This window comes from Mesorhizobium sp. M0571, from assembly GCF_040320985.1.
In the GTDB taxonomy this organism is placed as follows: domain Bacteria; phylum Pseudomonadota; class Alphaproteobacteria; order Rhizobiales; family Rhizobiaceae; genus Mesorhizobium.
In genome coordinates this window covers 16,287-29,034 of sequence record NZ_JAMYQT010000032.1, presented here as the reverse complement: position 1 = coordinate 29,034, position 12,748 = coordinate 16,287, and the positions used below count along the sequence as shown (strand labels likewise).

Annotated in this window: 10 protein-coding genes; 6 read left to right on the top strand and 4 right to left on the bottom strand. The window is 62.3% G+C overall.

Features of this window, described 5'->3' with window-relative positions; genetic code table 11:
- Positions 1 to 317: 317 nt before the first annotated feature.
- Positions 318 to 1,127: an HAD-IIA family hydrolase gene (locus NKI85_RS27560; protein WP_352779123.1), complete on the bottom strand. Its 810-nt coding sequence runs from the start codon at positions 1,125 to 1,127 to the stop codon at positions 318 to 320.
- A 341-nt stretch (positions 1,128 to 1,468) separates the two neighbouring features.
- Between NKI85_RS27560 and NKI85_RS27555 the strand changes: the two genes are divergently transcribed.
- The 4 genes from NKI85_RS27555 (at position 1,469) to NKI85_RS27540 (ending at position 6,820) form a co-directional block, all read left to right on the top strand.
- Complete coding sequence (locus NKI85_RS27555) at positions 1,469 to 3,031, top strand: ABC transporter substrate-binding protein (protein WP_352527298.1); 1,563 nt, start codon at positions 1,469 to 1,471, stop codon at positions 3,029 to 3,031.
- A gap of 72 nt (positions 3,032 to 3,103) precedes the next feature.
- Positions 3,104 to 4,084 (top strand): ABC transporter permease, encoded by a 981-nt coding sequence (locus tag NKI85_RS27550; protein WP_352527297.1) that lies wholly within the window; start codon positions 3,104 to 3,106, stop codon positions 4,082 to 4,084.
- A gap of 50 nt (positions 4,085 to 4,134) precedes the next feature.
- Positions 4,135 to 4,998 carry an ABC transporter permease gene (locus NKI85_RS27545; RefSeq protein ID WP_352527309.1) on the top strand — a complete coding sequence of 288 codons (864 nt, stop codon included), beginning with the start codon at positions 4,135 to 4,137 and terminating at the stop codon, positions 4,996 to 4,998.
- Between the two features lies 1 nt (position 4,999).
- Complete coding sequence (locus tag NKI85_RS27540) at positions 5,000 to 6,820, top strand: ABC transporter ATP-binding protein (protein WP_352779121.1); 1,821 nt, start codon at positions 5,000 to 5,002, stop codon at positions 6,818 to 6,820.
- Positions 6,821 to 6,886: 66 nt separating this feature from the next.
- Here NKI85_RS27540 and NKI85_RS27535 read toward each other — a convergent pair whose 3' ends face one another.
- Together NKI85_RS27535 and NKI85_RS27530 are read right to left on the bottom strand one after the other, a co-directional pair.
- The gene (locus NKI85_RS27535) at positions 6,887 to 8,116 is read right to left on the bottom strand and encodes an allantoate amidohydrolase (protein WP_352779118.1); all 1,230 of its coding nucleotides are present in this window, start codon (positions 8,114 to 8,116) and stop codon (positions 6,887 to 6,889) included.
- Between the two features lie 63 nt (positions 8,117 to 8,179).
- A complete protein-coding gene (locus NKI85_RS27530) occupies positions 8,180 to 9,580 on the bottom strand; it encodes an amidase (protein WP_352779115.1) in 1,401 nt (466 codons plus the stop codon).
- 212 nt (positions 9,581 to 9,792) lie between these two features.
- On the opposite strand from NKI85_RS27530, the gene NKI85_RS27525 reads away from it, so the two are divergent.
- Both NKI85_RS27525 and NKI85_RS27520 read left to right on the top strand, forming a co-directional pair.
- Positions 9,793 to 10,746 carry a phosphotransferase gene (locus tag NKI85_RS27525; protein ID WP_352779113.1) on the top strand — a complete coding sequence of 318 codons (954 nt, stop codon included), beginning with the start codon at positions 9,793 to 9,795 and terminating at the stop codon, positions 10,744 to 10,746.
- Positions 10,746 to 11,702, top strand: a complete 957-nt coding sequence (locus NKI85_RS27520; RefSeq protein WP_352779111.1) for a phosphotransferase — start codon at positions 10,746 to 10,748, stop codon at positions 11,700 to 11,702. The genes NKI85_RS27525 and NKI85_RS27520 overlap by 1 nt, the downstream gene beginning before the upstream one ends.
- A 31-nt stretch (positions 11,703 to 11,733) precedes the next feature.
- Here the strand turns inward: NKI85_RS27520 and NKI85_RS27515 are convergent, their stop codons facing one another.
- Positions 11,734 to 12,708, bottom strand: a complete 975-nt coding sequence (locus tag NKI85_RS27515) for an AraC family transcriptional regulator (RefSeq protein WP_352779109.1) — start codon at positions 12,706 to 12,708, stop codon at positions 11,734 to 11,736.
- Positions 12,709 to 12,748: the final 40 nt, after the last annotated feature.

The window sequence follows — 12,748 nt, the reverse complement described above, 5'->3', positions numbered from 1 at the left end:
AAGTCATTGATAAATAGTACTTTGGTGGGCGGAGGATGTGCCAGGAATAATGATTTTATTGTCCTTTTCGCGGGCCAAAACCAGAAGTCTTCCCATATCTTTTCGTAAGCTCCCGCCATCGTATGTGCCCTGCGCCAACAAACATGCCGTCCAAACTGAACCAGGAAGGAAGCGGAAGAGCGGGCAAGTCAGTCAAATTGAAGGACAGGCGCGCACGTCATCTGCGAGCACTTCGGCCGACCTCTCTGCTAAGTAGATAGCTGGGAACCGCAACCAAGGAAGCTGCAACCAACCGGTTTTTCCCTGGGCAATCTTGACTAGATGTCGAGGAGGCTCGCGACCACGCGATCCGGCGCGACGCCTGGCACGGATTGGGCAGGCACGCCTGTCGTGACCAGCACCGAGCGCAGCCCCGCGCGCTGGCCGGCGAGGATGTCGGTAGCGACCTGGTCGCCAATCATGATGGTCTGCGACCTCGGCGTGCCGATAAAGGCAAGCGCCTCTTCGATCATGAATGGCTCCGGCTTGCCGACCACGATCGGGGCGCATCCCGGCACAGCAGCCGTCATCGCGGCCATCAGCGTGCCGACGCAGGGCTCATAGCCATCTTCCGCCGGTGTGAGTATATCGGGATTGGTGACGACCACCGCTGCCCCGCCAAGCGCTGCGCGCACGGCAGTCCGCAGTTTCGCATAGGTCAGTGCATAGTCAAAACTGAGGACGACGATCTCGGCATCCTCGCCGGCGCGCCGGAAGCCACCAACCTCCAACGCCTCGAAGAGCGGCCTTTCGCCGATCGCGAACACGGTTGCGCCGCTCGGCCAGCGCCGGCGCATCAGGCTCACCGTCGCCGCGATGGCGCCGAAGACCTGACCCTCCGTAACCGGCACGCCCATGCGACAGAGCTTCGTGGCGAACTCGGCCGAGGATTTGGTCGTACTGTTGGTCACGAAAACATAGGGCACGCCGTTGCTGTGCCAGGCCCGAAATGCCTGCACTGCGTCAGCAATGGGATTGTCACCGCGATAGACGACCCCATCGAGGTCGGAAATGATGCCGCTTATGGTCGTGTCCTTTGGCATGGAGCGTGGCAGCATCATATGGGCGTTCAGTCGGTCGGCGGGCACGCCAATATCCAGGACCTTCAACTGCAGGGCCCGACGGTTTCTGCGACGCCAACATAAGTGAAGAGCACGCGGATGGACCATCGCCAGCGATCCGGAATTCCTGTGCTGAGCGTGGAGTCCGCATCCGAGCAATGTCGTCTTGCCTGCCCAAGAAGCGTGCAGCGAAAAGCGTCAGCAACGGAATCGTGGAGCGGCAGGTATCAGGCCGGAACTGCATCTGGTCTAGAGTTTTCCGATCCCACCCGGAAAGTGGTGGAATGAACCGGCAACCAGGTAATCCACACGATCGGATCCCTGCCGCGTTCAAAAAGAAAATTCACGCACGTTCAGGGGAACAACAAATGATCAATCGCAGAGATATCATGCTTGGGGCGCTGACCGGAGCCGGCGCCTTCGGTTTCGGCCGCGTGAATCCGGATTTCCTGAGAAGTTCAGCCTTCGCGGCCGAGGAGCGCAATTTGCGTTTCCTCGGTGCGGAAGCCCTGACCGGCAACTGGGATCCGACCACCCACACCAATCTCGGACAGCTCATCGTCGAAGGATTCGTCTTCGGCTATCTGACCCGCGCCCCAATGAAGCCGGAGAACCCCGGCGAGCTGGTGTTCGAACTCGCCGAATCCCTTACGCCCTTGGACACCAACACGCTTGAGGTCAAATTGCGTTCGGGCATCAAGTTTCATGACGGCACGCCGTTCACCTCCGCCGACGTCAAGGCAACCTATGAGTATGGCTCGCAGCCAGACCGCCCGGCGCAATGGTATCCAGGCCCGGTCACCGTCGACATCGTCGATGACCTGACCTGCCGCATCAACACCAAGGAACATGGCTATCCGGCCGCCCTGTACTACTATCTGTCGTCCTTCCTGCCGATCATGGCGGCCAAGGACATCGCCAACAAAGCCCAACTCTCGGCGCGGATGAATGGCACCGGCCCTTTCAAATATGTCGACCAGAAGGGCGACACGACCATTCTAGCCGCCAACGCCGACTTCTTCCTCGGCGCGCCGAAGATCCCCGGCCTCGAATATCATTTCGTCGGCGACACCACGACGCGCACGCTTTCGCTGCTCAACGGAGAAGCCGACATCATCGAACGTCTTGAACAGGAACAGGTCGACACCATCGCCAAGGACGACCGCTTCGCCGTTCACAAGGCGGTGTCAGTGGAAAACAAGTATCTGTTCTTCCGCTGCTCCAAGAAGCCGTTCGACGATCCGCGCGTCCGCCTTGCAGCCTGCCACTCCATCGACCGGTCGCAGGTGCTCGAAGTGCTCGGCGTATCGGGCACGTTTTCCAAGGCCCATATCTCGCCGGTCAAGTTCGGCTATGTCGAGGTGCCGGACTACCCGGAATTCGACCCTGAAAAGGCGCAGTCACTGCTGGCCGAGGCCGGATTCCCCAATGGCGAAGGTTTGCCGGAACTGACCTACTATACGTCGGTCGGTTTCTATCCGAAGACCAAGGAATATGCCGAGCTGATCACCGGCATGCTGCAGGAACAGGGCTTCAAGGTGAACCTGCAGACGCTCGAAGTGGCCGCCTGGGGCAACCTCCTCTACGACAAGCCCGGCGGCGGCGAAGGTCACATGATCGATTGCGGCTGGTGCACCGGTTCGCCGGAGCCGGACCTCGTGATCCGAACACACTTCCACTCCTCGTCCAAGCGCATCACCGGCATCGTGGATCCGGAAATCGATGCGGTACTGGACAAGGAGCGCAACGCCACCTCGATCGAAGAGCGCAAGACGATCCTGCAGCAGGAGACGCTTCCCACCATCGCTCGCAAGGTGCCGGCCTATGCCTTGTTCACCTCCGTCTTCATTCACGCCTACAACAAGAAACTCGATGGTCTCTACATCTATCCGAACGGTATGCAGGACATGAGCAAGGCGACCCTTGCCTGAGCCGCGGCGGACCGGGGCCGGTGCCAACGGCGCCGGCCTCCATTTTCGGCACGCCAACAGGATGGTCGCCCCGTGTTGATCCTCGAATTTCTGGCCAAGCGGATCGCCCAGGGCATCCTCATCGTCGTCCTCACCTCGCTGATCATCTTCACGCTGCTGCGGGTCGTGCCCGGAGATCCCGTACGCCTCATCGTCGGCGGCATGGCACCCGACAATGTTGTCGAGGAGGTGGCCAACAAGATGGGCTTGCGCGATCCGATCATCGTGCAATACGCCCACTATATGGCGGGTCTCGCGCATGGCGACCTCGGCCAGTCCTACATCAGGCCGGTTAGCGGCGGCGTCGCGGCCGGCGGTCAATATGTCGACCCGACCAAGTCGGAGATGGCGCCCGTCGCCGATCTCATCGTCGAGCGACTGCCGCTCACGCTCCAGCTCGGCGGCATGGCGCTGCTGTTTGCGCTGATCATGTCCTTCCCGATCGGCCTTGCCGGCGGCCTGCACCAGCATGGCTGGCAGAACACCCTCGCCTTCGGCGTGCAGTCGCTGTTCGTTTCCATTCCGAACTTCTGGCTGGCGATCATCCTGATCCTGTTCCTGTCGGTGAAGCTCAATCTGCTTCCAGCACTTGGCTACAAGGGTTTCAGCTACGTGTTGCTGCCGGCCTTCGTTCTGGCAGTGGAGATCTCGCCCTTCATCATTCGCACGCTCACCACCTCGCTCGGCGAGGTGATGCAGGCGCCATTCATCGACGAGGCGCGCGTACGCGGCCTGTCGCGGCGGCGCATCATCTATTCGCACGCGCTGCGCAATGCCGCCGTTCCGCTGATCAACCTGCTCGGCATCCAGCTCTCCACGCTGATCGGTGGCGTCCTCGTGATTGAGTACATTTTCGACTACCCGGGGCTCGGCAATCTCACCGTCGTCTCGGTGCTGGGTCGTGATTTCCCGGTCATCCAGGGCATCGCCATCACCACAAGTGCGGTCTTCGTCTTCATCAACATTCTCGTCGACCTGGTGGCCTACCTGATCGATCCGCGTGTGGAGATCTGAGCGTGACCGTGATCTCCACCGATGTCGCCGTCCCTGAGCCCACCCGGACCATGTCCGTTAATCGTCGTATCCTTGCCGCAGCCTGGGGCACGCGAAGTTTCCGCGTCGGTTTCTTCGTCTTCGTCACACTGTTGCTGGTTTCGATAATCTATCCCGAGCTCTCCTCGATCAGCGCCACCAAAATGGTTGTCAAGGACAAGTTCTTGCCGCCGTTGTTCCTGGGCGAGAAATGGAGCTGGATTCATCCGCTCGGCACTGACCAGCTCGGCCGCGACATGCTGATGCGATGCCTCATCGGCCTGCGCTATTCACTGCTGATCGGCATCGTCACGGTGGTGCTTGTGTTCCTGATCGGCTGCGGCCTCGGGCTGCTCGCCGGCTTCAAGGGCAAATGGTGGGAGATGATCATCATGCGCATCACCGACGCCCAGCTCTCTGTTCCAATGATCATCCTCGCCATCACGATCCTCGGCGTTTCGAGGCCGACGGTGCCTACGATCATCATCGTCCTGGCCCTGTCGGGCTGGCCGCTATACGCCCGCGTCGCCCGCAGCGCGGCGATCACCGAGCGCGGCAAGGAATATGTGCGCGGTTTGCGCGTTCTTGGTGCCACGGACTGGCGCATCCTCTTGCTCTATGCCGCGCCCAACATCCTGCCGCCGATCGCCTTCGTCGCCGTGCTCGACGTCGCCCGCATGATGATCTTCGAGGCGATCCTGGGCTTTCTCGGTCTCGGCATCCAGCCGCCGACACCGAGCTTCGGCTCGATCATTTCCGACAGCCGCAAATATCTCATCAACGCCTGGTGGATCGCCACGAGCCCCGGCGTCTTCCTGGCGGTGGCGCTGACAGCCATCAATCTGATGGGCTCCACGCTGGAAAAGGCCCGTAACAGGATTTACGGAGGCGCCTGACATGACGGTGGACATATCGCTCATCCTGGAAGCGCGCGACCTGACTGTTGGTCCCCCGACAGGCGCGGCGAACGTCCTCGACGGCGTGAGTTTCAAACTGCATTCCTCCGAGATTTTCGGCATCTACGGCGAGAGCGGCGCCGGCAAGACCGTGCTCAGCCGCGCTCTCGCGCATTGGTTGCCCGAGGGCCTTGCCTATCGCGGCGGCTCGGTCTTCTTTGCCGGTCGCGACATTTTGGACCGCTCGGCCAAAACTACATGGCGCATCGGCCGGGACGTCGCCTATATCGGCTCCAAGCCGCAGAGTTCGCTCGACCCGACCCAACCGGTCGGCGTTCAGATCGCCGAGAAGCTGCGCAGCGTGCGTCCCGAATGGACGACAAGGGATTGCCACGATCGCGTCATCCAGCTCCTCACCGAAGTCCGTATTCCTTCGCCGAAGGAGCGCTACTGGGAATACCCGTCCAAATTCTCAGGCGGTATGATGCAGCGCGCGATGATCGTCGACGCCATCTGCGCCGAACCGGCCGTGCTGATCGCCGACAACGTCACGCAGCCGCTCGATGTCACGATTGCCGCCCAGATCGTGGCGCTGCTGCACGACCTGTGCCTGCGTCACAAGATGGCGACGATCTATCTGTCGTCTTCGCTGGCGACACTCGGCCAGTTCGGCGGGCGCACTGCCGTGCTGCACCGTGGCCGGCTTGTCGAAGAGCAGGCCTTCGCCGAACTCATCCGCGCACCGCGCAGCGATTATACGAGCCGCGCGATCGCGAGCGTACCGCGGATCTGGTCGACCAGCGAGCGGCCGATGTCGCGGCGCAACACCACGGACGAGCCATTGATGCGTATCCAGGATGCGCACCGTAGCTACCGGGCACGCAAGCGCGGTACCTTCAACACCTACCGCAACATCCTGGCGGTCAGAGGCGTCAGTTTCGATATCATGCCGCGCGAGAATTTTGGCATTGTCGGCGAATCCGGTTGCGGCAAGTCAACACTGACCCGCCTGCTGGCTTGGCTGGAAGAACCCGACCATGGCCAGATCGTTCTCGGCGGCGTCTCGCTGCGTACGCTCACCCCGCAGCAGCTCATCGAGAAGCGCGGCGAATTCCAACTTATCCTGCAGGATCCCTACAACGCCTTGCCACCGCGCACGACCGTAGGCCGCACGATCGAGGAAAGCCTGCGCATCCGGGGTGGCAAGGGGCTTCGCGAGCGCGTGATGGCCGCCATGCAGGAAGTGGGTCTGCCGGGACGCCTGTATGATGAACTGCCAAACGCGCTTTCGACCGGCGAACGCCAGCGCATTTCGATCGCTCGCGCCCTGATCCTGTCGCCGAAACTTCTCATTCTGGACGAGACCTTGTCGGCTCTAGACCAGGGCGAGCAGGCCAAGCTGATCGAGTTGTTTTCCGCCCTACAGGACAAGAACGACCTCACCTATGTCTTCATTTCCCACGACCTGGCCATGGTGAGGAAGGTCTGCACTCGGATCGCGGTGATGTACCTCGGAGAGATGGTGGAGATCGCCGACAACCACGAGCTTTTCTTCGACCCGCAGCATCCCTACACCAAGGCGCTGCTGTCGGCTGCTCCAACGCTGGAGGAGAAACCGTTCGATCCCAACGACTACCTCCTCGAAGGCGAGCCGCCGAGCCCGATCGATATTCCGCCCGGCTGCAGTTTCGCTTCGCGCTGCCCGAAGGTCTTTGGCCGCTGCCGGGTGGAGACGCCTCGCCTGCGCGAACACAAAGCCGGCAGGTTCGCGGCGTGCCATCTGCTCGACGAGATGGAAGACGGCCGCACCGTGGCGGCCTGATGCTTGTTGCCCAAAAATGCGCAGCGGTTTTGGGATAACGACATGCATAAAAACAAAGATCAATGCTCAGCCGGCCGCGGTGACCATTCGCCAGAGCGTCGCGGTCAGCAGGTCGAGCCCCTTGTCGAGGGCGATCTCGTCAGTGAACTCCTTCGGGCTGTGGCTCAGCCCTTCACGGCTCGGCACGAAGATCAGCGACGCCGGAACACGCTTCTGAAGGGCGAGCGCGTCGTGTCCGGCAACCGTCTTCATTGCCAGCGCCGAAAGCCCGAGATCGCGCGCCGCGGCAAGCACTAGCGCAACACCGTCCGCATCGAGCATGGCTGCGTCGCGCCGCTCGTCCACGGCGACTTCGAAAGAGACGCCGAGAGGCAGCATGGCTGCCTTTGTCCTTGTCAGAAAACGGTCGCCGAGGGCGATTGCCACCGCCCCTTCCTCATGCCGGAACTCGAACCAGACCTGGACGCAGGACGGCACCACATTCGGCGAATTGGGAGATGCCGTGATGCGCGCGGCGGAAGCATGGGCGCCAGTGTCGCTCACCTCGACCTCATCGTAGAGAACATCGATGGCGCGCGCCGCCGCCCGCAGTGCGTCGCGCCGCCGCTCCATCGGCGTCGGGCCGGTGTGGGAGGGCTCGCCACGAAAGACAAGCGAGAGTTTCCGAGCGGCCCAGGCGCCGGTGACGACACCAATGTCCGTCCCAGTCTCGTCGAGCCTCATGCCCTGTTCGACATGCAGCTCCAGATAGCTCACCGGATCGAAGGGCAGGTCCGACTCGCCGCGATAGCCGATGGCGGCAAGCGCCTCGCCGAGCGTCGTACCGTCGGCATCGGCGAGGCCGAGGGCCGTGGCGAGCGGGAAGGTGCCAGCATAGACGGAGCTGCCGGTAAGGCTCGGCTGGAAGCGGGCGCCCTCCTCATTGGTCCAGTTGGCGAGAACCAGATTGCGCCGCGCCGCGCCCGGTGTGTCCGCTGCGCGCGCGGCCACCGCCTGGACCGCCAGTAGGCCCGCCAAGACACCATAGGCGCCGTCATAGCGTCCGCCCGTGGGCTGGCTGTCGAGGTGAGAACCGACGATGACCGCCTCTGGCGAGGCCGGCGCCAGCGCTGCCGCACCGAACATGTTGCCGATTGCATCGACGTGGAGGGTGAGCCCCCGAAGCCGGATTTCCGTCACCAGCAGATCGCGTGCCGCGCGGTCCTCCAACGACGCCGCCAGGCGTTTGACCCCGCCATCACCGCTGTCCCCATGGCGGGCAAAGGCGGCAATGAGATCGTGAAGCTCCTGGGACATCAAATACTCGCGCTTGCCTGACGAAACGGTGCATCTCGGATGGTGTCGATTTCGAGCGAAACCTCACGCCCGCGGCGTGAGCGGCCAGTCCATGACAATATCGCGCAAGTCTTCCAGAGCCTTGCTGATCTGCAGCACGCCGAGATCGTCATAGCGGTGGCCGATAACCTGGACGCCGATCGGCAGGTGCCGTTCGTCGAAGGCGGTGCAGATGGTAGAGGCGGGTTGACCGGTCTGATTGAACATGGCGGTGAAGTGCGTATGGGCGAGCGGCATCTCGCGCGAAACGCCCGGCTCCTCGGCCGGAAAATTCACCACCGGCAAGGTCGGCGCGATGACATAGTCCCAACCCTCGAATGCCGCGAGCAGCGCCGACTTCATCTTTGCGATCTCGCCCAGGGCGCGGTAGAGATCGGCGCCGGAATGGCTGCTGCCGGCCAATGCCCACGCGCGGATATAGGGATCGATGTCGTCGTCGCCGTGCAGTGGCAGGCCGCAATATTCGACGAAACCGCGCACCTGGAGGAAAAGATCGATCGGTGCATAGGCGTCATGGTCGAGCGGCGACACAAACGGTTCGACATTGGCGCCTGCGCCCGCCAACAGCCGGCCGGCAGCCTCCACTGCCTCGCGCACGGCGGGTTCCGGCCTGAGCCCGAAGCCCATGTCGGTCAGGACGCCGATCCTGACACCCCTGAGGTCGCGCTCGAGGTGATTATGATACAGGGCGCCATCGCCGGGAAAGCTCCAGGTATCGCGCTCGTCGGGACGCGCGAGCACGCTCAGCATGCGGGCAATGTCCTCGACGCGCCGTCCCATCGGACCCGCCATGCGCATGGTGTCGGCAGGCAGGTGCGGCACCCGGCCATGGGTCGGCTTCAGCGATGCGAGACCGCACTGGGACGACGGCAATCTCACCGACCCGGCTATGTCGGTACCGACCGATAGAAAGCCCATGCCGGCCGCGACCGAAGCGCCGGCACCGCTCGAGGAACCGCCGGTGTTCCAGGCCAGTCCCCAGGGATTGCGGGTGACGCCATGGAGCGAACTGATGCCGGAAGCCATCAGGCCGCAATCGGGCATGGTGGTCTTGGCGAAGATTGGCGCTCCGCTTTCCATGAGCGCCAGCGCCGGCGGCGACGTATAGTCAGACGGCGGCAAGTCGCGGTTGGCGCCGATGCCGTGCCTGTAGGGCCAGCCGGCAATGGCGACGCTGTCCTTCACGGTTACCGGAACACCATCGAGAGGGCCGGCTTGTGTGCCGGCCCGGTAGCGCGCCTCGGAGGCTTGCGCGGCGGCGAGCGCCTGCTCCGGCCGGAAACAGAACAGGGCATTCACCGCCTTGTTGGTCGCCTGCGAATGATCGACGACGGTTCTGGTGACCTCGACCGGCGACAGTTCGCCCGTCGCATAGGCATTCACCAGCGCACCGACGCTCATGGCGACCAGACTTTCGATGGACATATGCAATTCCCTGTGGGTGAGGCGAAATGCCAGCGCCGACAGTGTCTGGATTACGAAGCTTGGCTGTGTTGCGGTAGGGCGTCGATCTGCCGGACAAGAAATGATGGAGCATGAGACATACCCCTTTGCGCCATTCCCAGCGAAACTACACTGGGAAGAACGGTTTGCAGCCGCGCTTCCCCATGTCCGCAAAGCAGACGAGCCAAGGCAGTATGAGCAGATTCGACGAGGAGCAAACTTTGGTTCAGGCGAGCATCCGCTCGCTGCCCGGTTGGCAAGAGCGCGCCGTCGTGGCCGAACCCGCCCTGCCCGTCCTCGCCTCGCCAAGTTGGCGCGGTGTCGATGGCTCGCCCTGGCGTGTCAGCGACACGGCGAGCGGCGAGACCCTGTTCGTCAAACTGATGGACCCCGATGCGGTCTTCTATATCGATGTCGCCTGCGCCTTCGAGGCAGCGCAGCGGGCTTCCGATCTCGGCATCGGACCGAGGGTGCTCAAGGCCGATATTGCCTCCGGCATGCTGGTGATGGAGGATCTCGACAAGGGCTGGCGCGTCGGCACGCTCGACCGGCTGCTCGATACCGCCATCGTCGACAAGATCCTCGCCGCTCGACAGCGTTTCCAGGATGGCCCACCATTGCCGCGCACAGCCAGCGTATTCGACGAGATCGAGCGTTTTCATGCCGATGCGATTGCGGCGTGCGCCGTGCTGCCGTCGGATGCGGGCTGGCTGCTGGCGGAACTGCAACTCGCCGCCGAAGCCATGCGGCCGGTCGCGGCAAAAGCGGTTCCGATCCATGGCGACGGCAACATTTCCAACGTGCTGATCAGCGATGCCGGCGAGGTACGGCTGGTCGACTGGGACCGGGCGGCCAATGCCGATCCGCTGGAAGATCTCGGCAGTTTTCTTGTCGAGGCCTTCGACGAGATGCCCGAAGCGCGCGACGCCTTTTCCCGCATGACCGGCGGCTTCGACGAAAGAGCCTTCAACCGGGCGTGGCTCTACGGTATCGCCGATGATTTGCGTTGGGGCCTGATCGGGGCGCTGGTTGCGGCGAAGTCGTCGCGCGATACGCATGAATTCTACAAATTCGCCAGCTGGCGATTCCTGCGTTGCCGAATGGCGCTGCGAGAGCCGCGCTTCGGCCAGGCGCTGCGGAGGGTCTGATGTCGATCAGGAAGGCCCTTGGTCAAGCCAGCAACGACCACGAACATGCACTGGAGCACGCGGTTGGTCGGGTGCCACAATGGCGAGGCCGCGATATCAGCTACGCCGCGCTCGTCGGTGGCCTTATGAACCAGAATTGGGTCGTCGAGGTCGCCGGAGACAGCCGAAGCTATTTCGTCAAGGTGCCGGGCGCGGGTTCGGAAATGTTCGTCGATCGCGTGGTCGCCAACCAAGCTGCACGCAACGCGCATTCCATTGGCGTAGGCCCCCAGGTCGTGTTCTTCGACCCTGGCGACGGCGTCGAGATCAGCGAATTCCTTCAGGGATATCGGGCCTGCACCAATGCGGATTTCTCCAGTGCCGCGATCCAGAGCGCGGTTCTCGACATCTATCGCCGTGTTCATGCCGGCCCGGCGCTATCGCTGACCAAAACCATCTTCGACATGATCGACGAGCACATCGACCATGGCCGCCAACTCGGCTCGCATTTTCCGCCAGCCATGCCCTGGATCGAACACCGCTATGAGCAAGCCAGATCCGCATTCATGGCGTCCGGCCTGGACCTCGTTCCCTGCTTCAACGACCCCATGCCCGGCAATTTCCTGATCGGCCTCGACAGCGCAGGCCAGCTGCCGATGAAGCTGATCGACTACGAGTTCGCGTCCAACAATGAGCGCGCCTATGAACTCGGCGTCCTGTTCGCGGAAATGTTCTTCGACGAGAAACTCATCCTTGAGCTGGTCGAGCAATATTATGGCTCGACCAACCCCGATATTGTCGCCCGCGTCATGCTCAACCGCGCATTGGCCGACGTTAAATGGGCGTCCTGGGCGGTGGTGAATCGCAAGCTCAAGACCTGGGATTTCGACTACCAGAAATACGGTGTCTGGAAGTACATGCGCGCACGCGATGTCATGTACGACCCGCGTTGGGAGGCCTGGCTGCGCGCCATTTGAGGCAAGCGCAGCCGTTCCGCTGGCGAACCCGTTAAATGGCTTCGTGCAGCGCCTCTTGCGCGGCATTCCAGGCGCCGGATGCGAAAGCACCGGCACCCGCCCTGTCGGCTTCTCCCCCGGAAAGAGGAATGGACGACCCCGAAGCGAGCGGCCGAGCGAGTTGATGCGCTTCGCGTGGAGCCATGCCGAAATGCCGGCTGAAGGTGCGGGAGAAATGGGAGACGTTCTTGAAACCGACCCGGTAGGCGATCTCGGAGACCGTGAGGTGTCCCTTCGGATCGGCGACCAGCAACTCGTAAGCGCGCTGAAGACGCTTGACCTGCATAAATTGACCAACCGTCGTGTCGTCGTCGTTGAACAGGCTGTAGAGATAGCTGAGGGATATCCGGCTGCTGGCGGCGATCTTTCGCGGCGAAAGATCCTGGTTGCCGAGATTGGTCTCGATGAAATCGAAGATGCGGCGGCGCAGGCGGTAGCGGGCGTTGCGCACGTCAAGGGTCGAACCACGATCCTCTGCGCCAATGGCAAGAGCAATAAAACCGAGGATCTCGGTGGCCAATGCCTCCGGATTGGGCGGAGGGCAATCGGCGAACAGGTCCACCACTCTGCGCAGCAGGTCGACCAGCAAGAGCGTCATCTGCCGGTTGGCGTCAAAGCGGCAGCCTATGTGATCGTCGACCGAGGCAAGGCGCCCTCTCAGCTCCACTGCCGGAATCCGAACCATCAGCAGGAGTGCCTCGGTGTCCGAGGAAATCTCATAAAACTCCATCTGGCTCAGAAGAATGTACTCGCCGGCATCGATCGTGCCTGAACGCCCGGCCTGGCTATAGTGGAGACGTTCGCTCAAGGGTACGACCAGCATATAGGACTGGTCACGCACACCGGCCACGCGTTCCCGGCTGCAGACGAGCTGGCGTTCGGCAACTGCCAGATCAACGAAAAGACGGCCAATCTGGATCTGCCGTTGTGTTACCAGTCTGGTGCGAATACCCGGATTGTGCATCATGCTTGGTTCCTGTCCTCAACCTCCCTGTTGACAACTATTT